We start from the raw sequence: 19389 nt of genomic DNA on the forward strand, positions 1-19389 counted from the left end.
GACCGCCCGTGGCGAGAATATCTTATGCAAGCTGCTTTCATATTACTTTTTGTACGGACGGTGAGAGAAGTTGCCGAAGCTGCAGCAGGACTCAGAATGCATTTCCCATGGAGCCAATCTGCTTATATCGATTTTGGTCCGCTATCCGGAAATCAGTAAAGTCAATTACGACGCCGAAGCCGGCGCCATTAACCTGACATTCATGTTTTCCGGCAATCCGGCCGCCGCAGAGCTTGCGGCCATTAAAGGCCGGCTTCTTGCCAGTATTGAGGCCTATCACTCCCTTGAGGGCATCAGGGGCGGCAGCGCCGACGTTCGTTGCAGCACTTGCGATTCGGTGGCCATGCTGACCCTGCGCCGCGATGTGGAGACCCTTTCGCGAGGCGAGATCGCCCTGGTGATCGCGCTGCTACGGGAAGCGCTGCAGGATCGTCTGGTGGCTGACGAAAACGACGCCATCCTCGAGGAAGACCTCCTCGTCCAGGACGAAGTCATCGGCACAATGCTTGAAAGCATGAAGAAGGACCACAGCGGCAATGCCCTTATTGGCATCCGCGAAGACGGCCGGGTGCTTGTTTTCAACAAATAACGACGCTTTTCGCCCCAAATCTTTGCTAAATGTTGCAATTATTTGAATTTTTCCCATGAAAAAAAAGGAATTTCCTTGCTTGTACCGAATACCTCAACGACGAGGACTTGTAGCGTTTTCGCTATATTTGAAGGAGGGTACTTACAAGCATGGAAGTTCTTAAGGTGTCAGCAAAGTCCAACCCCAACTCGGTGGCCGGAGCATTGGCGGGCGTGCTCAGGGAACGCGGTGGAGCGGAAATGCAAGCCATCGGCGCCGGGGCCCTCAACCAGGCTGTCAAGGCGGTAGCGATCGCCCGAGGCTTCGTAGCTCCCCATGGGGTCGATCTTATATGTATCCCTGCTTTTACCGATATCATGATCGACGGAGAAGAGCGGACCGCCATCAAGCTGATCGTCGAACCCCGCTAAATCGTATCTGAAAACCTGTTCCTGAGGGAACAGGTTTTTTGTTGCCCGCCGCCGAAGGAAGGCATAATATAGTGTATGGATATCGAGACAAGGAGTGAGATCATGCAGGTAGAAGTCATAACCGGGTCGATCACGGAAATCATCTGTGACGCCCTGATTGTCAACGTTTTCGAAGGAGTAAACCTGCCGAGCGGGGCCACCGGGGCGGTGGACACGGCCCTCGACGGACAGATCGCCGGCCTCATCCGCAGCAAGCAGGGCGCCGGCAAATACGGCGCCACCTCGATCCTCCACATTTGCACCGGCGTTGGCGCCAGGCAGGTCATTCTCCTCGGCCTCGGCAAGCAGGAAGAGTTCACCCTCGACCGCCTGCGCGACGTCGCCGGAACAGCCATCAGAGCCGCTCAGAAGCTCGACGCCCGTTCGGTCGCCACCGTAATCCACGGGGCCGGCCAGGCCGGTTTCGACCCACAGGCGGCCTCTCAGGCGCTCGTAGAGGGTACGCTGCTCGGAAACTATCGGTTTCGCCACTATAAAACCGCAAAAGACGATGTGGTTCTCCCTGAGAATCTTTATATCATCGATAATGACGCCCAAAAAATCACGGCGATAACCGCCGGCGCCCGCCGCGGACAGACGATCGCCGCCGCCGCCAACCTCGCCCGCGACCTTGTCAATCATCCCGCAAACCATATGACGCCGACCAAGATGGCGGCCCAGGCGGCGGAAATCGCCGCCAAACTCGGCCTGGAACTGCAGGTGCTGGACGAAGGGAAGATCGCTGCCCTGGGGATGAGCGCCTTCCTGGCTGTCTCCCAGGGCAGCCACGAACCGCCGCGGCTGATCGTCATGAAATACACCGGCAATCCCGGCAGCAAGAATCTCCTCGCTCTTGTCGGCAAAGGGGTAACATTTGACAGTGGCGGTATATCGCTCAAGCCGAGCGAAGGGATGCACGAGATGAAGGACGACATGGCCGGCGCGGCGGCTGTCCTCGGCGCCCTGCAGGCTATCGCCGAACTTAGGCCGCCGGTCAACATTCTCGCGGTCGTCCCCTGCACCGAGAACCTGCCTTCGGGGTACGCGTTCCGCCCCGGCGACGTGATCGGCTCGCTCGGCGGTAAAACCATCGAGATCATCAGCACCGACGCCGAGGGTCGCCTGATCCTCGCCGACGCCATCGCCTACGCCCTGCGTCTTGGCGCGACCCACATTGTTGACCTTGCCACCCTTACCGGCGCCTGCGTCGTCGCTCTCGGCAATATCACATCAGGCGTTATGGCCAACGACCGCGCCCTGTGCCGCCAGGTGCTCGACGCGGCGGGGGCGGTGGGTGAGAAGATGTGGGAATTGCCGCTTCACGAGGAATATAAGGAACAGATCAAGAGCGACATCGCCGACCTGAAAAACTCCGGCGGCCGTCCAGCCGGCGCCATTACCGCCGGGCTGTTCATCGCCAACTTCACCGGCGACAAACCGTGGGTGCATATCGACATCGCCGGCACCGTATCCAGCGACAAGGACAATGGCTATAATGTCAAGGGCGCCACCGGGGTCGGGGTGCGGACGCTCGTCCGCCTGGCGGAGAACCTCGGCGCATGGTAGCCGATCTGCATGTCCACACCACCGCTTCCGACGGGCGTTATACGCCGGAGGAAGTCTGGGAACAGTCGATCCAGAGCGGTCTGACCCACGTGGCAATCACCGATCACGACACCATCGACGGTTTTCTGGCGCTGACCGCCAAACCTGCCGGCGGACCCGCGCTCATTCCCGGCATCGAATTTTCAACCGACCTGCCGGCCTGCGAAGTCCACATTCTCGGCTATCTTTTCGACCCGACCGACCCTGAGCTAAACCGCCAGATAAAGCTTATTGCCGCCGACCGCTTCAGCCGCGCCGAGCGGATGGTCGCCAAGCTCGCCGCCCTCGGCTACCCGGTCGGCTACGACCGCGTGCTGGCCATTGCCGGCGACACTTCGTCCGTCGGACGGCCCCACGTCGCCGCCGCCCTAGTCGAACGCGGCTATTTTCCCGATATCGGCACAGTGTTCGATGTTCTCCTCGAACACGGCAAGCCGGGCTACGTGACCCACTACAAGCTGACCCCGGCCGACACCGTCGCCCTGATCAAGAAAGCCGGCGGCTTAGCCGTGCTGGCCCACCCCGGCCTGGTTGGCGACGATGCCGTCGTGCGCGCCATGCTGCGCCTCGGTATTGACGGCATCGAAGTTTATCATCCCGGCCACGATAAGGCCGCCACCGCTAGATACCAGGCGATGGCCACCGAATACGGACTGGCGGTCACGGGCGGCTCCGATTTCCACGGCATACCAGGACGCTACCCTGAAACCCTCGGAGAATTCACCGTTCCTGCCGACCTTGCCCTGCGTCTCCTCGCACGGCCTGTCCAGGCATGAAACAGGCTGTGGCCGCATATAATCTCTGTAGAGCACGCTCACAGGGGGAGGCTTTATGGGCGAGGAAACCGCCGTCGTCGAAGAACTCAGGGCCCGCGTCCGGGAGCTCGAAGACAAGGTCGAGGCATTGCGCATCAGCCGTCGGGTGCTGATGAACCTTATCGACACCCTGGAGAAGGAGAAACGCGACCAACTCGACAAGCTGTCCAGTCAGAACGAGAAGCTGCAGCAGAACAACTGCCGCTACGCCCGGACCATCATGCACCGCAACATCCGCATCACAGAACTTGAGGAACAGCTTCGCCTGTTGCACGCCGGCAAGAATCGGACAGGAAATACTTTTACTTGACAACACCTGCAAAGGTGTTTATTTTTATTTATGAGCAGGCAAATTAATGTTGCCAGCCTATTAAGGAGGCCGTCATATGGAGGTCATCGCGTTAGTAGGTCCGAGCGGGACTGGGAAAAGCCATCGCGCGCTGATTGTCGCCCACGACCATAACGTTGACGGCATCATCGACGACGGGCTGCTCATCAAGGACAGCAAAATTATCGCCGGCCACTCGGCCAAAAAAGAGCCGAGCAAGATCCGCGCCGTCAAGCGGGCCATCTTCTTGGAACCCGACCACGCCGAGGAGGTGCGCAAGGGGATTGAGTCCATTCATCCCGAGCGGCTGCTTATCCTTGGCACCTCCCGCAATATGGTCAACAAAATAGTCGATATTCTTCAACTGCCGCTGGTCAGCAAAGTCATCAACATCGAAGATATCGCCAGCAAGCACGAGATCGCCAAAGCGCGGGAAAGCAGGGCGAAAGAGGGCCGGCACATAATCCCCGTGCCGACCATCGAGCTCAAGCCCTATTTTTCGGGCTATTTAATCGACCCGCTGGAGATATTCTTCAAAAAGTCGCAGTCAACGGCCAAACGGCGCAAGCTCGGCGAAAAATCGATCGTCCGCCCGACATTCAGTTATTATGGCAAGCTGTTCATCGCCGACGCCGCCATCGCCGCCATTGTCGACAACGTAGCAACCAGCGATATGTCGATAACCCGCACCGGCCAGGTCACCATCAAAAATTCCCATGACCGCGAAAAAGGGATTTCCATATCCTTGGACGTAACTATAAAGTATGGTCTGCCGCTGAGGGATATTCTCGTGGACGCCCAGCAGCGCATCAAAAACATGGTTGAATACATGACCGGCATGATGGTCAAAGATGTCAACATCGAAGTCAGGCGCTTAAGCATTGATTAATTATAAAGGGGGGAGTGTCTTGCCGAAAGCTATAGGGCGGCGGGTGCTGTTTTCGGGCTATGCTAAATTGCCCACCGGCATAACCGCCACCGAACTCTACCGGGTTATCGGCCTGGTTATCCTCGTGGACATGGATACCGAGACCATTCTCGAAGCCGACTGTACCCTGGCAACTCAGGTCGCCCGCAAACATGTGGCCGAGACGCTCATCGGCCAGTCGCTCAAGAATGGCCCCGAGCCCCTCGTCCGTCTCGTCGACCAGGTCTATCAGGGCAGCGCGAAAAAAGCCATCATAACAGCTCTGCGCATCAGTTTCGATAAGTATAGGAGCTTTAAGGAGGGAGCGCTTCCGGCCATGCTCGACTAAAAGCTTCGGCCGTTGATAACCCACCATCTGCGGCGTTGCCGCTGCGGGCGCTTGCTAGCGTACGTCCGAGTACGCGCGATGCTGTTAAACCGTGCCTGTGCAAACCATGTAGGCATACTTGGTCGCGGAGGAAACGGTGCAGCGCGTCCTCGCGGCGCCTTGCATCTGGCGGGTTCTGAACGGCCTTATGTGTTTATGTAAGGACTTTATTGTACGGCCCTTGGCCGAATTCACGTAAGGGAGTCTTCCCTGATGAATCCATCTCTCAAACTGGTCGGCGTGGGGTTTGCCGTCGGCAGCCTGAGCGGCCTCCTCGGCATCGGGGGCGGCGTGTTCATGGTACCGATCATGGTCACATACTTTGCCGTCACTCAGCATATCGCCCAGGCTACCTCACTGGCGGTGGTCGTGCCGACAGGCATGGTCGGCGCCCTCATTTACGGCTTGCACGGCAACGTCGACTTTGGCATCACCCTCAACCTCGTCGTCGGCAGCATGCTCGGCGCGACCGTCGGCGCCCGTCTGGCGAAAAAATTGCCCGCCGCCCAGCTCAAGCGACTGTTCGGAGTAATGCTCATCCTGGCGGGCGTGAGGATGGTGCTATCATGACGACCATCCTCCTTACCCTCGCCATCGGCCTGGTGGGCGGCGTACTTAGCGGCCTCCTCGGCATTGGCGGCGGCGTTGTCCTTGTACCGATGATGGTCTTCATCCTTGGCATCGCCCAGCATGCCGCCCAAGGCATCTCGATGCTCGTCATCATCCCCACGGCGCTTGTGGCTCTCTGGCATTTCCACAAGGACAAAATGGTCGACTACCGCATGGCCGGTCTGCTCGCGCTCGGCGCGGTCAGCGGCGCGTTCATCACCGCCAACTTCGTCCAGTACATCCCCGGCAGCGACCTGAAAAAGCTGTTCGGCGTATTTATCATCTATACCGGCATCCGTATGGTCGCGGCTAAGCCAAAGAAATAAAAATCCATCCGACACGGATGGATTTTTTATTGCATAAAACGACATATACTGAGATAAAACATATTGCCAACTCCTGTCAATTCATGGTATCATAGTAATAACAAATTTCAATGTTATTACTAACATAATAACACGTGCGGGGTGGCTTATTACTATGTACATCACATGGCGTAAACTCAGCAACCGCTATTATGCGTACTTGGTGGCTTCCTACTGGGACAAGGAGAAGAAGGCGCCCCGGACCACGGCCCTATATCTGGGCAGCAGCCTGCCGACTGCCCAGAAAAACCTGGAGAAGCATCTCTTCAACCTGCCGCCCAATCAGCTTTCAAGCCGGGCCAAGATCGACCTGCTTGCCAAGCTGGGGGAGAAGGCGCCTGACGAGGTTGTCAACATGCCTTCCCGCGACCGGGCCAAGGAATCGGTGTTGCGTCAGCTCACCAAGCTCAAGGCGCGCCACGCCGCCCGCGCCGACATCGCCTTCGTGCTCGACAGGGCCATCGAACGCCTGTCGTGACCTAATCAGCACCCTACGGTCGCCCCTGAGGGGCGGCTTTATTGTTTATCGCCGGCACTTTTAGCTGTGCCCCGTTTCCTTGTTTTCCCGTCCATTTATAGGATATAATAGCCCCAGGAGTGATGACAGGTTGAACGAAAACAATAAACAAAAAAGATATCACACGATTACATACGGCTGTCAGATGAACGAAAACGACACCGAGCGCCTCGCCGGGCAGCTTAAAGCGCTCGGTTACGAAGAGACGGACCGTCCGGCCGCCGCCGATGTCATCCTGGTAAACACGTGCTGTGTCCGCGAGAGCGCCGAGAAGAAGATCCACGGCAAGATCGGCGAGCTAAAACGGCTTAAGGCCGCCAATCCCAACCTTATCATCGGCGTTGCCGGCTGCATGGCCCAGAAGGACCGGGACAAGCTGTTCAAACGCGCCCCCCATATCGACCTCGTCCTCGGCACCCATAATCTCCACCAGTTGGGCGATATTATCGCCGAGCTTGGCCACTCCCGCGGCCGGGTGTTGGCGGTGTGGGACCAGGCCGAGCGCCTGGCCCCCGGCGTGCCTACAATCCGCAAAAACAAAATCGCCGCCTGGCTGCCGATAATGTACGGCTGCAATAACTTCTGCACCTACTGCATCGTTCCCTACGTCCGCGGCCGCGAACGCAGCCGCCCGTTAGGCGAGGTGGTGGCTGAGGCGGCCGACCTCGCCGCCCAGGGGTTCCGCGAGATTACGCTCCTCGGCCAGAACGTCAATTCCTATGGCAAAGACGAAGCAGACCACGCCGATTTCGCCGACCTGCTGGCCGCCGTCGACAGGGTGGAGGGCCTCGCCCGCATCCGCTACATGACCTCACACCCCCGCGATATGAATAGCAAGGTAATCGACACCATCAGGCGGAGCCGCCATGTATGCGAGCATTTCCACCTGCCCATTCAGGCGGGCAGCGACGCCGTGCTGAAGGCGATGAACCGCGGCTATACCGCCGCCGGCTACCGCAGCCTCGTCGCCGACATCCGCGAGGCCATGCCCGGCGCCAGCCTTTCCACCGACATCATCGTCGGCTTCCCCGGAGAAACGGACGAGATGTTCGCCGACACACTCGCCCTTGTTGAAGAGATCCGCTTCGACGCCGCCTATACCTTCCTGTACTCCCAGCGCTCCGGCACGCCGGCCGCCGACCTGCCGGGCCAGATTCCCCTCGCAGTCAAAAAAGAGCGTCTGCAGCGCCTCATGGCGCTCCAGAACGATATCAGCCTGGAGATCAACCGCGCGCTCGTCGGCGCGGAAACAGAAGTGCTGGTGGAAGGGGAAAGCAAAAACGACGCGAATAAAATGATGGGGCGAACCCGCACCAACAAGATCGTCATTTGGGACAGGACCGGCCGCGAACAAACCGGCGACCTGGTGACAGTGACCGTCGACACTGCGCAAACCTGGGTCCTGAAAGGGACTCTTACAGCCGTAAAATAGGGAAGAGGGGGCCCACATGTCAGTCAGCTACACGCCGATGATGGAACAGTACCGCGACATCAAGCGCCGCCACCCGGACAGCATTCTCTTTTTCCGTCTCGGCGACTTCTACGAGATGTTTTTCGACGACGCCGAGCTGGCGTCGCGCGAGCTTGAGATCACCCTCACCGGCCGGAGCGCCGGCGCCGCCGAGCGCGTCCCGATGTGCGGCGTTCCCTACCACGCCGCCGATAACTACATCGCCCGGCTTATCAACAAAGGCTACCGCGTGGCCATCTGCGAACAGGTCGAAGACCCCGGCGCCGCCAAAGGCATCGTCCGTCGCGAGGTCATCAAGATCATAACCCCCGGAACAGTTCTGTCCGACGCTCTGCTGGCTGACAAGGGCAACAATTATCTTGTCCTCCTCCACGAAGAGGACGATACCATTTTCCTGGCCGCCGCCGACGTCTCGACCGCCGAATGCGTCTGGGCCGAATTCGCCGGCCCTCACCGGGTCGGCAACCTCTGCGACCAGTTATTCCGCCTCACACCGGCCGAGATCGTGCTCGGCGGCAAGATCGGCGCTCTGACCGACATCCAGTCGTTCACCGCCAACCGCCTGCCGCGCTGCACCTACACCAGCCTGGTGGTCGACGACTACGCCGCCATCGCCGTCCTGCCGGAACGCCACTTCGGCGCCGGCGAACTGCCGCCCGCGGCGGGCGCCGTCCTGTCGCTGGCCATGCTGCTCCATTACCTATACCAGACAGTCAAGAGCGACCTCACGCATCTCAACCGGCTGACGAAATACGACGCCCGCGAATACCTCGCCCTCGACGCCGCAACCCTTCGCAACCTCGAAGTCACAGCCAATATGCGCGACGCCAGCCGCAAGGACACGCTGCTGGCCGTACTCGACCATACCAAAACAGCCATGGGCGGCCGCCTGCTGAAAAAGTGGCTGGAATACCCTTTGCTGAATCCCGCCGCCATAGCTGCCCGCCAGGACGCCGTCGGCGAACTGGTCGCCAAGCAGCCCGTCCGCCAGCAGTTCCAGCAGTCGCTGGCGGAAATTTACGATTTCGAACGAATCCTTACCCGCATCGAGGTGGGCACCGCCAACGCCCGCGACCTTGTCGCCCTCAAGGCCTCGCTGGCTGTCCTGCCGGCCATTAAAACCGGCCTTGCGCCCCTGGAGGCCAAGCGGCTGACAGCCGCCGGCCTCGCCCTCGCCACCCACGGCGATGTCCATGACCTCATCACCGCCGCCATCGCCGACAGCCCGCCCCTTGCCGTGCGCGAGGGCGGCATGATCCGCGCCGGCTACGACCTGGAGCTTGATGAACTCCGCACTATGGCCAGGGACAGCCGCCAGTTCGTCCAGGACCTCGAGGCGCGGGAGCGGGAGGCCACGGGCATCAAATCCCTCAAGGTCGGCTATAACAAGGTGTTCGGCTATTACATCGAGATCACGAACGCCAACGCCGCCAGCGCGCCGGCCACCTACACCCGCAAGCAGACGCTCGCCAACGCCGAGCGCTACATAACCCCGGAACTGAAGGAATTTGAGATCAAGATCCTTGGCGCCCAGGAGAAGATCGTCGCTATCGAGTACCATCTTTTCTGCCAGATTCGCGAATACGTCAAGGCGCGCATCGGCGAAATCCAGCACACAGCCCGCCTGGTGGCCGAAATCGACGCCCTGGCGTCGCTGGCCGAGGCGGCGGTCCGCGGCGGCTACACCCGCCCGGCCCTCAACACCGCCCGCGAAATCGTCATCCGCGACGGCCGCCACCCGGTCGTCGAGAAGATCCTCAAACGCGAGCTGTTCGTCCCCAACGACACCGACCTCAACCACCGCGACTGCGAGATCATGATCATCACCGGCCCGAATATGGCCGGCAAATCGACCTATATGCGCCAGGTCGCCCTGCTCGTCCTGCTTGCCCAGGTCGGCAGCTTCATCCCGGCCCGCGAGGCGTCCATCTGCCCTGTCGACCGCATCTTTACGCGTGTGGGGGCGAGCGACGACCTGGCTACCGGCCAGAGCACGTTCATGGTCGAGATGAATGAGGTCGCCAACATCCTCCGCCACGCCACCGCCGACAGCCTCATCGTCCTCGACGAGATCGGCCGCGGCACCAGCACCTTCGACGGCATGAGCATCGCCCGCGCCGTCATCGAATACAGCAAGGACAAGATCAGGGCCAAGACGCTGTTCGCCACCCACTACCACGAGCTCACCGAGCTTGAGGAGACGGCCAGGCGGATCAAGAACTACTCCGTAGCCGTCAAGGAACGGGGCAACGACGTCGTTTTCCTCCGCCGCATCGTCCCCGGCGGCGCCGACAAGAGCTACGGCATTCATGTCGCCCAGCTGGCCGGCCTGCCGAAGAAGATCGTCGAACGCGCCCAGGAAATCCTCGCCGAGCTTGAGCAGGGGCAGCGCCACGTGCAGGCTGCGGCCGGCGAAGCCGCGGCTACCGTCTCCCCGGCCGCCGGGCAGGCTTCGCTGTTCGCTTCCAGTCTCGCCGAGGAGCTGGCGGCCATCGACATTATGACCCTCACGCCGCTGGAGGCCCTCAACATCCTCTATAAGCTGCAAATCCAGGCCAAACAGGAGGCTGGCAAGCCATGACCCAGCCGGTGATCCGCATCCTCGACGAAAATACCGCCAACAAGATCGCCGCCGGCGAAGTGGTCGAGCGCCCCGCCTCGGTGGTCAAAGAACTGGTCGAGAACGCCCTCGACGCCTACAGCCGCAATATCGAGGTAACGATCGCCGACGGCGGCGTAAGCTTCATCCGCGTCGCCGACGACGGGGTGGGCATGAGCCGCTCCGACGCCGAACTGGCCATCCTCCGTCACGCCACCAGCAAGATCAGCACCGCCGAAGACCTCTTCAGCGTTCATTCGCTGGGCTTCAGGGGCGAGGCGCTGCCCAGCATCGCCGCCGTTTCCCGCTTTGCCCTCACCACCCGGCCGCATGACGCCGACCTCGCCGCCTATGTCGAGGTCGCGGGCGGCGTTATCACCGACTCACGGGAAGCGGGCGGGGGAGTGGGCACGGTCGTCACCGTCGCCGATCTGTTCTTCAACACCCCGGCCCGCCGCAAGTTCCTCAAGGCGCCGGCTACCGAGAGCGGCCATATTCACGACATCATCGGCAAGCTTGCCCTGTCTCATCCCGAAGTCGCCTTCCGGCTGGTCAACAATGACCGCCTCGTCCTCGCCACACCGGGCAATGGCGATCTTCTGGCCGCAATCTCCAGTCTCTACGGTCCGAAGGCCGGCCCCGAGCTGCTGCCCGTCACCCATGAGGAGGAGGGGCTGGTCGTCAGCGGCTATATCGCCAAACCCACCCTGCTCAAAAGCAGCCGCCTGTGGCAGACCTTCATCGTCAACGGCCGTGTCGTGTCGAGCCGCATGCTCGCCAAAGCGCTCGACAACGCCTACCATTCGCTGCTGCCCAAGAGCGGCTACCCGCTGGCCGTACTGACCATCGTCCTGCCGGCCGACGCTGTCGACGTCAATGTCCATCCCCAGAAGAGCGAAATCAAGTTCAGCGACGAGAGTAAACTCTTCAAGGCCGTATACCGCGCGGTAAGCGCCGCGTTGGCCGCCGCCCAGCCCGAGCAGGCTGCGGCTGCCGCCACCGCCGCCCCGTGGCCGCGGAACGAGCAACCCCAAAGCTCCGGTTACCGGCAGAGCTACATTCACCACGAATATACGCCGCGTACGTCCGTACCGGCATCCCCGCCGCTGTGGCGGGAGACGCCGCTGCCCTTTGCCGCCGCCCGCGAGGCTATCAGGCAGGAAGACGCGCTGGCCGGCCTGGACGACGCCCCGCCGCAAGGCGGTGCGGGTGGCCAAGCGCCTGGCATGAGCCTCGCCCCGCTCGGGCAGGTGGACGACTGCTACATCGTCGCCAGGGGCGACGGCGGGCTATACATCATCGACCAACACGCCGCCCACGAGCGCATTCTCTATGAACGCCTCAGCGCCGCCAGCGGCCGTATACCCGCCCAAACGCTGCTTGTGCCGGTCTTCCTCGACCTCGATCCCCGCGAAGCCCTGCTAGTCGGCGAGTACCTGACTGTATTCCACGATCTTGGCTTCACCCTCGAACAGGTCGGCCCGGCCACCTTCCGCGTCACCGAAATGCCGGCCGACGTGCCCCCCGGCGAAGCCCGCGATTTTCTCCACGATATCCTCGTCCTCCTCGATGGCCGCACAAACCCAAGCGCCGCCGAGCTTCGCCACGCCTGCCTCCAAACAGCCGCCTGCCGGGCAGCCGTCAAAGCGGGCGACAACCTCTCCATGCGCCAGATCCAGGCGCTGCTCCAGGAACTGGCCGCGACCTCGCTGCCCTACACCTGTCCCCACGGTCGGCCGGCCATCGTGCGCTTCGGCCCCGACGACCTGGCCAAAATGTTCAAACGCACTTAGGTGACACCATGAACCTGATCGTTACGACCATCCACAAACCTACTCCCGCCGCGGCCTGCTGCGCGCAAGCGCTGGCCGACCGCCTGGGCGCGCCCCTCGTCGAGCGGGGCCGGCGCTCACTCGACACCCTGTGCGCCGATCACGGCGTGGACACCGTGCTGGTAGCCGCCAAAAGCGGCCCGGTCGTCCATACGCCTGGCGGGGAGTACTTTTTTCACCTCAGCATGGCCGAACTGCGTATAAACAATCTCAAAGATGGAAAACCTGACCACATGATAGCCGCCATGGGCCTTGCGCCGGGCATGAGCGTTCTCGACTGCACCCTCGGCCTGGCTACCGACGCCGCCGTCGCCAGCTTCGTCGCCGGGGACGAGGGGAGGGTGGTCGGCCTCGAAGCCTCGGCGGTCATAGCCGCGATCACCGGCTACGGCCTCGCCGGGTTCGCCAGCGGCCGCCCCGATGTCGACGCCGCCCTGCGGCGCATCGAAGTCGTGAGCGCCGACTACAACGCCTACCTTGCCAGCCTGCCGCCCGCAGCATTCGATGTCGTCTACTTCGACCCGATGTTTCGTATTCCGGTCGCAGCCAGTTCCAGCCTGCGGCCTATCCGCCACCTAGCCGATCCCCGCCCGGTCAGTCCCGAAGCAATTGCCGCCGCGCGCCGGGTCGCCAGGTGCCGCGTCGTCCTGAAGGAGGCCAGCGGCAGCGGCGAATTTGCCCGCCTCGGCTTCAAGAGCGTTGTCGGCGGCAAACACAGCAGCGTCCATTACGGCATACTGGAAGCGGGGTGCTGACCGTGGATCGCCTCATCGCCATCGTTGGTCCGACCGCCGTCGGCAAGACACGACTCGCCATCGACCTCGCGCTCAAACTGAACACCGAGATAATCTCCGGCGACGCGCTCCAGGTCTACCGCGGTCTCGACATCGGCACCGCCAAACCCGAAGCCGCCGAGCGACGCGGCGTTACCCACCACCTCATCGATATCCTGGGCCCCTGTGAGGAATTCAGTGTCGTCGATTTCCAGCCCCGCGCCGCCGCCCTCATCGCCGCCATCAACGCCCGCGGCCGCATTCCCATCCTCGCCGGCGGCACCGGCCTCTACGTCCGCTCCCTCCTCGAGGATTACCGCTTCAATGCCGCACCCGGCAGCGAAGAAATCCGCCGCCGCCTAGCGACCCTGGCCGCAAGCCACGGCACAGCCCATCTTCACGGCCTGCTGCAGGCCGCCGATCCGGAGGCGGCCGCCCGCCTGCACCCTAACGACACCCGCCGCGTCATCCGGGCTCTGGAGAGCTTCGAGCAGAGCGGCGAGCAGGTCTCGCGGGCCAGGAACGACGCACCGGTATACGACAGCCTGGTCATCGGCCTCACCATGGACCGCGGAAAGCTCTACGACCGCATCAACCGGCGGGTGGACGACATGATCGCCGCCGGACTGGTGGCGGAAGTCGCCGGTCTGCTCAAGGCCGGGGTTCCCCCGACCGCCCGCTCCCTCCAGGCCATCGGCTACAAGGAACTCGTGGACTATCTCGGCGGCGGCGTCGACCTTGCCACTGCCGTTGAGAGCATAAAACAGGCGACCCGCAACTTCGCCAAGCGACAGTTTACCTGGTTCAGGCGCATGCCCTACATTCACTGGATCGACGTTGACAAATTTGCAGAATATGATACAATGTTGGCATATATTTACAGTCTGGCGGCAGGAAAGTTCCCGCGCGGCTAGAAGTATAACCGGAGATAGGTCGCGAGCTTAAAGAAAAAAATTTTCGGAGGGGTTTCTTCATGACGACAACGAAAGTAATCAACCTGCAGGACAGCTTTCTTAATCAGGTCCGTAAAGAAAATGTGCCTGTCATCATCTATCTGGTCAACGGCTTTCAACTGCGCGGCTCGGTGAAAGGCTTCGACAACTTCACCGTCATCATGGAGAACGAAGGAAAGCAGCAGTTGGTTTACAAGCACGCCATCTCGACCATCACACCCTTCCGGCCACTGAACTCCAACCTCCACGATAGGCGCGAGGAACCGAAAACCGAGAAGTAAACGGAAAAACCCGGGCAACCAAGCCCGGGTTATTTTTTTTGCGGAGACGGCGGAGCAGTTTTTGCCCGCCTTATTCTATCACCGCCGCTGCTGCCGAGGCATATAATGATTATCACCGAAATGGTAGGGGCGGGGTGAATATATGCCGTATCTGTGGCCCAAGGACGTGCTGGCGGCGGTTGAAGCGGGCGAACTGCCGCCGGTAGAGGCATGCCGACTGCTAAGGGAAATGGATACCGTCGTCGCGCCGGCGGCCCGCGCCGACAACGGCGCCGCCCAGCAGCGGGTGGAGGAAATCCTGCGGGAACTCGACGCCCTCATCGGCCTTGGTGAAGTCAAAAAACTCGTGCGTGAGCTGTACGCCTTCATCGAAATCCAGAAATGGCGGCAAAAAGAGCGACTCGTGACCGAACCGCTCGTCATGCACATGATCTTCAAGGGCAACCCCGGCACGGGAAAAACGACGGTAGCGAGAATAATGGGGAAGATATTCCGGGCGATGGGCGTTCTGAGCCGCGGCCACCTCATCGAGGTGGAACGGGCCGACCTCGTCGGCGAGTATATCGGCCACACCGCTCAAAAGACCAGGGAACAACTGAAAAAAGCCTACGGCGGCATTCTGTTCATTGACGAAGCTTATTCACTGGCGCGCGGGGGCGAAAAGGATTTCGGCAAAGAGGCTATTGATTGCATGGTCAAATCGCACCATTAAAATACATTATCCGTGGCCTTTATTAAGTTCGAAATATAGCTTGTAGATGTGCTTACAAGGCAGCTTGCGGCCTTTAAAATCGGCGCACGCGCAGTTGCCGAGCGTGACGGCGTAGCCGTTGATCACTCCCGTCGCGGTGGCCGTATCGATGGCGGCATCGCTGATCTCGCTGGCCCGCTGCTGGCGTTTGACCTGCTCCGGGCGGCTGTGGATGCGCCCGTCCCACGGGCCGAAGGCCGGGAGGACGCTATCCCCTTCGCGGAGTTTGTCGTGGCCGTCGGGGTAGATGCGGCCGCGGGTGATATTGAGCGTCTCGTGGAGAACCCCGAAGTCCGCCGCCCCTTTTTCCCGGCACGCCCTTAGCGCGACTTGCGCGCAGACGTTGGCGTCCTCGCCGGCGTCGTGGTGGCGAAATACGATGCCGTGGCGCTCGGCGAGAGCTGCCAGGCCGTAGCGCCTCCAGCCCGGCCAGGTGCGCTGGGCGATGACCTTGGTGCAGGAGTACTCCGCGTTGGGGCGGGGGATGCGGTAGAGATCGAGGGCCTGAATGAGGACATTGACGTCGAATTCGGCGTTATGGGCGATGATGATCTTTCCCTCGAGATACGGGCGCAGATCGGGCCAAAGGTCGCAGAATTCGGGCTTGTCCGCCACTTGGTCGGCGGTTATGCCGTGGATTTTCACGAATCCCGGATCGAATAGGAGTTGGGGAGGGCGTACCAGCCACGACGGGTTGGCCACAACCCGGCCGCCGGCCACAAAGGCCAGGCCAATGGCGCAGATGCTGGTCCATTCCCGGTTGGCTGTTTCGAAGTCGAGGGCCACGAAGTCGCATTCCTGCGGCATTGAAAGGAGTTTGTCGGCGGCGGGCATCATTTGCATCGTCCTTTGCGTTATCCTTTTTTCTTGGCTTTGGCAAGATCGGTAGCGCCGAAGCGTTCGGCAGCGCGGGCCAGATAGCCGGCCACCACTTCTTCCCGGTCAGTATCCGGTCCAGGCTCGTAGGTGTCCATGGCGGTGAACTGCCAGTCGCCGCCGTCCTTGGCGAGGGTGAACTTCATCACCGCATATTGGGTGTTTCCGGAGACGGCCATGCTGTTCACCCGCTGCCGGCTGTAGAGGCAGATGCCTTCGATGGTCGTGCCGCCCGGACGTGGGCCAAAGATGTTGACAGCCTCAACATAGTGCAGGGTATAGCTGCCCCAGCCGGCAAGCCACGAATCGAACTGTTCGCGCGACAGTTTGAGCGCCGGCTTATCGATCGACCGCAGTTTGACGATATCCTTTTCGTTGAAGGCGTCCATGCGCAGCAGCAACAGCCGGACCGCCTCCCACTCCTCGGGGCTGACATACTTGTCGGCCCTGGCTATTTGCTGCACCTCCAGAGCCGCGCCATACATGCGGCTGCCGACAATGTCGGGACGCAGCCTGCCTTCGACGACGACCGCGAGATCGTCTTTCTGGTAAGCGCGCGGCAGTTGCTTGATCGGATGGTACTGCTTGCCTTCGTCGCTGAGGAGGCCGTAAGTGCCCAGCGATTCGACCCAGCGAACCTTGCCTTTGAAACGGAAAAGCGGTTTGTCGTCAGCCGCGGCGGCAACAATGGGCAGCAGCGCTAACAATATCGCCAGCATAAGAACGATTAAGGGCGTTTTTCTCATCAGGGACCTCCTATCGTGTGGGAGACGGGCTAAAGACCGCTGTCACGTCGGCGATCATCGGCCCGCTCCCCTCGGCCGCGGGCGGCAGATATCCAGGGGTGGCCCGCGAGGCCGCAGGGCGGTCGCCGACAGCGATTTCGCCTTCCCAGAGGATTTCTTTCGACCAGAAGAGCGTGCCTTCGGCCTTATAGATATACTTGCCCGGCAAAACCGGCCGCCCGGCGGCGTCGGTGCAGTCCCAGGCGAGCGAATGCCGCCCCGGGTGATGGGTCGCGCGGGTGACGGCGTCCACCTCGGCGGTCGGCGGGCCGTCCACGCCAGCCGCCTTGCGCCAAAGCGGCAGGCAGTCGGGCCGGCGCTCATAGCCGCCTTTGCCGGTAAACCAGGTAACATACAGTGTTTTTACAAACCTGCCGCCGCTGTCCTCGATCCACACCGCCATCTGGTTGCTGGCGATGGTTGGCATGCGGTGGAGCTCGTAGCTGATCGTCACCGTACCGGGCGCCTGTCCTTCGGTCCCGGCGGCGAAAGTCGCAGCCGCCGCCAGAAACAGCGCCAGCGCAACAACCGTAATCCGTCGAATCGGTCGCATAATCCTGCTCCTTGTTTCTCGAGTCTCCTGTAGCCTTCGACATTGGCCGGCGAAATCCTGTAGACGGCATAAGGCGGACCGGCAAACAAAAATCCCCCGGTTTGACGGGGGATTGGGGGATGGTGGACGATAATAACGGTTAGCGACTCTGGTCTTTGGACTGCGGCAGGTTGTTTTTCAGTTCGATCATCTTCTGGCAGGACGGACAGGTAATAGAGTTGTGCCGTTTCTGGATTTCTTCTACCGTCAGCTTTATCGGGCTGCGGCATTCAGGACAGTTGAACTTCACAAATAACCCTCCCTGGTCAGGTGATAAGGATAGCATTCGCCGTCCGCAGCCAAAAACCTACGCTAGAATATTGGAACTATTTGCCCTGTTATCTATAAAAATTTCAGGTCGATGCCGATTTCCGGACGGCTGCCGCGCGCTTTGGTCGCATCGCGCCTTTCCACCACGGCCTTCTCCAGCACCGCCCGGACGGCGGCCCGTTTTTCCTCATAGGGGAGATCGCCGGCGGCAAAATGCTTCTGTAGAGCGGTCACAAGCTCGGAAGGGGAGAGGAAGGGGGATGCGGCCGCCATCTCGCCCTGGATTTTTTTCTTGTTCTGTTCAATGTCGTGCAGGCGGGCACGGATATCGGCCAGTTGACGCTCCACATCATCATCGCTGACCATCTGCTGCCTGTACCAGCGCAGCAGCATTTCCCGCTGCTTGACCAGCCGTGCCTCGTTGTCGGCCAGGCGATCAAGGGCAGTTTGGAGATTCTGGGCGCCAGCCTGGTTGGGCCGGGAGACGAGGTACTGTTTTATCTGTTTCGGATTGGCGCTCAACTGGAGCAGATGGTCAAAAACAGCCTTGTCGAGCGTTTCGGTTGGTATGCGGCGGGCGTCGCAGCGTTCCTGCCCGGAATATATGTAGGTGTTGCTGCGCTGGCTGACGCAGACGTAATAGCTTATCGGCTCGGATGCCTTGCCGGCGTAGGCGATCGTCATCTTCCGGCCGCACTTGGCGCAATAGACGAGGCCGCTCAAGAGCTGCTCGTGCTTGAGGTTGCGCTTGGCCAGCGACTTGTTCTCTTTAAGCTGTCGCTGGGCCGCATCCCAAACGACGGCGGCGACAATCGCCGGCACCGGCACCTCGATCCATTCCGCCTCCGGTCTGAGTTCCCTGACCCGCTTGTTCTGGCCGACCTTCCGGTACTTGTAGCGCATGGCCACATGGGTGCCTTTATAGAGGGGGTTGGTCAGCAACCGGTAGACGGCCGACACGATCCATGGTTTTTTCAGGCGGGGAGAGGGGATGCCCTGCTCGTTGAGCCGCTTGCAGATTGTCGCCGTGCCGACCTTCTCGGTCACCAGCCAGTCGTACATCCGGCGGACGATTTCGGCTTCAGGTTCGTTGACGGCATAATTGCTCACCGTGCGGTCGAAGGTGTAGCCGAACGGCTTGGCGTCAGCTATGATCTTGCCCTTGGCCGCCTTGCCGCGTTTGCCGCGCAGCGACCGTTCCTTAATTTTCTCCTTCTCGTAGTCGGAAATGGCGCCGCGGATGGAGTAGAACAGCTTCCCCTCGGCGGACTGTTCGAATGTAACCGACACAAAAACCAGTTCCGCTCCCGCACGCTCCATCTCCTCGGTCAGGATGAGCTGATGGGCGAGGTTGCGGGCCAGGCGGTCGGGGTCGTAAACAATGACATAGCTGACTTCGCGTCCGGCAAGCTGTCCGCGCAGCCTGTCAAGCGCCGGGCGGTCGATGAACTCGCCGCTGTAGCCGTCGTCGACGAACTCTTCCACATCTTTTGCGCCCAGTTCCTCGGCCCGGCGACGGCATTCCTCGAGCTGGGTGTCGAGGGAATAGCCTTTCTCCGCCTGCTCCGCCGTGCTCACCCGGGCATAAATAGCCGCTCTGGTCATAATGGTCCTCCCGCGATTGTTTATCATTG

At 61.0% G+C, this 19389-nt stretch carries 22 protein-coding genes; 17 read left to right on the top strand and 5 right to left on the bottom strand.

From position 1 onward, the window contains the following. Window positions 1-133: 133 nt before the first annotated feature. The 17 genes from RIN56_01940 (at window position 134) to RIN56_02020 (ending at window position 15193) form a co-directional block, all read left to right on the top strand. Complete coding sequence (locus RIN56_01940; protein MDR7865544.1) at window positions 134-589, top strand: hypothetical protein; 456 nt, start codon at window positions 134-136, stop codon at window positions 587-589. 149 nt (window positions 590-738) lie between these two features. Further along, window positions 739-999 carry a stage V sporulation protein S gene (locus RIN56_01945; GenBank protein MDR7865545.1) on the top strand — a complete coding sequence of 87 codons (261 nt, stop codon included), beginning with the start codon at window positions 739-741 and terminating at the stop codon, window positions 997-999. A gap of 102 nt (window positions 1000-1101) precedes the next feature. Continuing rightward, a complete protein-coding gene (locus RIN56_01950) occupies window positions 1102-2604 on the top strand; it encodes a leucyl aminopeptidase (protein ID MDR7865546.1) in 1503 nt (500 codons plus the stop codon). Further along, the gene (locus tag RIN56_01955) at window positions 2598-3419 is read left to right on the top strand and encodes a PHP domain-containing protein (protein MDR7865547.1); all 822 of its coding nucleotides are present in this window, start codon (window positions 2598-2600) and stop codon (window positions 3417-3419) included. Before RIN56_01950 ends, RIN56_01955 begins: the two co-directional genes overlap by 7 nt. 55 nt (window positions 3420-3474) lie before the next feature. Continuing rightward, window positions 3475-3768 carry a translation initiation factor 2 gene (locus tag RIN56_01960; protein ID MDR7865548.1) on the top strand — a complete coding sequence of 98 codons (294 nt, stop codon included), beginning with the start codon at window positions 3475-3477 and terminating at the stop codon, window positions 3766-3768. 76 nt (window positions 3769-3844) lie between these two features. After that, window positions 3845-4675, top strand: a complete 831-nt coding sequence (locus RIN56_01965; GenBank protein ID MDR7865549.1) for an Asp23/Gls24 family envelope stress response protein — start codon at window positions 3845-3847, stop codon at window positions 4673-4675. A 19-nt stretch (window positions 4676-4694) separates the two neighbouring features. Then, on the top strand, window positions 4695-5042 hold the full coding sequence (locus tag RIN56_01970) for a DUF3870 domain-containing protein (GenBank protein MDR7865550.1): 348 nt from the start codon (window positions 4695-4697) through the stop codon (window positions 5040-5042). Window positions 5043-5294: 252 nt separating this feature from the next. Continuing rightward, window positions 5295-5651 (top strand): sulfite exporter TauE/SafE family protein, encoded by a 357-nt coding sequence (locus RIN56_01975; protein MDR7865551.1) that lies wholly within the window; start codon window positions 5295-5297, stop codon window positions 5649-5651. Beyond that, window positions 5648-6016, top strand: coding sequence for a sulfite exporter TauE/SafE family protein (locus RIN56_01980; GenBank protein ID MDR7865552.1), 369 nt, complete (start codon window positions 5648-5650; stop codon window positions 6014-6016). Before RIN56_01975 ends, RIN56_01980 begins: the two co-directional genes overlap by 4 nt. 154 nt (window positions 6017-6170) lie before the next feature. Beyond that, the gene (locus tag RIN56_01985; GenBank protein MDR7865553.1) at window positions 6171-6533 is read left to right on the top strand and encodes a hypothetical protein; all 363 of its coding nucleotides are present in this window, start codon (window positions 6171-6173) and stop codon (window positions 6531-6533) included. A 130-nt stretch (window positions 6534-6663) separates the two neighbouring features. Continuing rightward, a complete protein-coding gene (gene miaB / locus RIN56_01990) occupies window positions 6664-8004 on the top strand; it encodes a tRNA (N6-isopentenyl adenosine(37)-C2)-methylthiotransferase MiaB (protein ID MDR7865554.1) in 1341 nt (446 codons plus the stop codon). 16 nt (window positions 8005-8020) lie between these two features. Beyond that, on the top strand, window positions 8021-10624 hold the full coding sequence (gene mutS, locus RIN56_01995) for a DNA mismatch repair protein MutS (protein ID MDR7865555.1): 2604 nt from the start codon (window positions 8021-8023) through the stop codon (window positions 10622-10624). Beyond that, on the top strand, window positions 10621-12435 hold the full coding sequence (gene mutL, locus RIN56_02000) for a DNA mismatch repair endonuclease MutL (protein ID MDR7865556.1): 1815 nt from the start codon (window positions 10621-10623) through the stop codon (window positions 12433-12435). Before mutS ends, mutL begins: the two co-directional genes overlap by 4 nt. Before the next feature lie 8 nt (window positions 12436-12443). Beyond that, window positions 12444-13229 carry a class I SAM-dependent methyltransferase gene (locus RIN56_02005; protein ID MDR7865557.1) on the top strand — a complete coding sequence of 262 codons (786 nt, stop codon included), beginning with the start codon at window positions 12444-12446 and terminating at the stop codon, window positions 13227-13229. Then, complete coding sequence (miaA, locus tag RIN56_02010) at window positions 13223-14161, top strand: tRNA (adenosine(37)-N6)-dimethylallyltransferase MiaA (GenBank protein ID MDR7865558.1); 939 nt, start codon at window positions 13223-13225, stop codon at window positions 14159-14161. Before RIN56_02005 ends, miaA begins: the two co-directional genes overlap by 7 nt. 59 nt (window positions 14162-14220) lie before the next feature. Continuing rightward, window positions 14221-14481 (top strand): RNA chaperone Hfq, encoded by a 261-nt coding sequence (hfq, locus tag RIN56_02015; protein ID MDR7865559.1) that lies wholly within the window; start codon window positions 14221-14223, stop codon window positions 14479-14481. A gap of 142 nt (window positions 14482-14623) precedes the next feature. After that, window positions 14624-15193: an AAA family ATPase gene (locus tag RIN56_02020; GenBank protein MDR7865560.1), complete on the top strand. Its 570-nt coding sequence runs from the start codon at window positions 14624-14626 to the stop codon at window positions 15191-15193. Between the two features lie 6 nt (window positions 15194-15199). Here RIN56_02020 and RIN56_02025 read toward each other — a convergent pair whose 3' ends face one another. From RIN56_02025 to RIN56_02045, 5 genes are all read right to left on the bottom strand, one after another. After that, on the bottom strand, window positions 15200-16075 hold the full coding sequence (locus RIN56_02025; GenBank protein ID MDR7865561.1) for a 3'-5' exonuclease: 876 nt from the start codon (window positions 16073-16075) through the stop codon (window positions 15200-15202). A gap of 11 nt (window positions 16076-16086) precedes the next feature. Beyond that, window positions 16087-16854: a hypothetical protein gene (locus RIN56_02030; protein MDR7865562.1), complete on the bottom strand. Its 768-nt coding sequence runs from the start codon at window positions 16852-16854 to the stop codon at window positions 16087-16089. 10 nt (window positions 16855-16864) lie between these two features. Continuing rightward, window positions 16865-17446 (bottom strand): DUF2271 domain-containing protein, encoded by a 582-nt coding sequence (locus tag RIN56_02035; GenBank protein MDR7865563.1) that lies wholly within the window; start codon window positions 17444-17446, stop codon window positions 16865-16867. Between the two features lie 139 nt (window positions 17447-17585). After that, on the bottom strand, window positions 17586-17735 hold the full coding sequence (locus RIN56_02040; protein ID MDR7865564.1) for a hypothetical protein: 150 nt from the start codon (window positions 17733-17735) through the stop codon (window positions 17586-17588). Between the two features lie 92 nt (window positions 17736-17827). Beyond that, the gene (locus RIN56_02045; protein MDR7865565.1) at window positions 17828-19360 is read right to left on the bottom strand and encodes a recombinase family protein; all 1533 of its coding nucleotides are present in this window, start codon (window positions 19358-19360) and stop codon (window positions 17828-17830) included. Window positions 19361-19389: the final 29 nt, after the last annotated feature.

The sequence above is a fragment of the Sporomusaceae bacterium genome, assembly GCA_031460455.1.
GTDB lineage: Bacteria > Bacillota > Negativicutes > Sporomusales > UBA7701 > Anaeroselena.

Bases quoted from the DNA above. Each gene is read 5' to 3' on its own strand.
- mutS (MDR7865555.1), top strand. From the start codon at position 8,021: ATGTCAGTCAGCTACACGCCGATGATGGAACAGTACCGCGACATCAAG.
- RIN56_01960 (MDR7865548.1), top strand. From the start codon at position 3,475: ATGGGCGAGGAAACCGCCGTCGTCGAAGAACTCAGGGCCCGCGTCCGG.
- RIN56_01945 (MDR7865545.1), top strand. From the start codon at position 739: ATGGAAGTTCTTAAGGTGTCAGCAAAGTCCAACCCCAACTCGGTGGCC.
- RIN56_01985 (MDR7865553.1), top strand. From the start codon at position 6,171: ATGTACATCACATGGCGTAAACTCAGCAACCGCTATTATGCGTACTTG.
- RIN56_02030 (MDR7865562.1), bottom strand. From the start codon at position 16,854: ATGAGAAAAACGCCCTTAATCGTTCTTATGCTGGCGATATTGTTAGCG.
- RIN56_02035 (MDR7865563.1), bottom strand. From the start codon at position 17,446: ATGCGACCGATTCGACGGATTACGGTTGTTGCGCTGGCGCTGTTTCTG.
- hfq (MDR7865559.1), top strand. From the start codon at position 14,221: ATGACGACAACGAAAGTAATCAACCTGCAGGACAGCTTTCTTAATCAG.
- RIN56_02005 (MDR7865557.1), top strand. From the start codon at position 12,444: ATGAACCTGATCGTTACGACCATCCACAAACCTACTCCCGCCGCGGCC.
- RIN56_02025 (MDR7865561.1), bottom strand. From the start codon at position 16,075: ATGCAAATGATGCCCGCCGCCGACAAACTCCTTTCAATGCCGCAGGAA.
- RIN56_01955 (MDR7865547.1), top strand. From the start codon at position 2,598: ATGGTAGCCGATCTGCATGTCCACACCACCGCTTCCGACGGGCGTTAT.
- mutL (MDR7865556.1), top strand. From the start codon at position 10,621: ATGACCCAGCCGGTGATCCGCATCCTCGACGAAAATACCGCCAACAAG.
- RIN56_02020 (MDR7865560.1), top strand. From the start codon at position 14,624: ATGCCGTATCTGTGGCCCAAGGACGTGCTGGCGGCGGTTGAAGCGGGC.
- RIN56_02045 (MDR7865565.1), bottom strand. From the start codon at position 19,360: ATGACCAGAGCGGCTATTTATGCCCGGGTGAGCACGGCGGAGCAGGCG.
- RIN56_01975 (MDR7865551.1), top strand. From the start codon at position 5,295: ATGAATCCATCTCTCAAACTGGTCGGCGTGGGGTTTGCCGTCGGCAGC.
- RIN56_01965 (MDR7865549.1), top strand. From the start codon at position 3,845: ATGGAGGTCATCGCGTTAGTAGGTCCGAGCGGGACTGGGAAAAGCCAT.
- RIN56_01950 (MDR7865546.1), top strand. From the start codon at position 1,102: ATGCAGGTAGAAGTCATAACCGGGTCGATCACGGAAATCATCTGTGAC.
- RIN56_01980 (MDR7865552.1), top strand. From the start codon at position 5,648: ATGACGACCATCCTCCTTACCCTCGCCATCGGCCTGGTGGGCGGCGTA.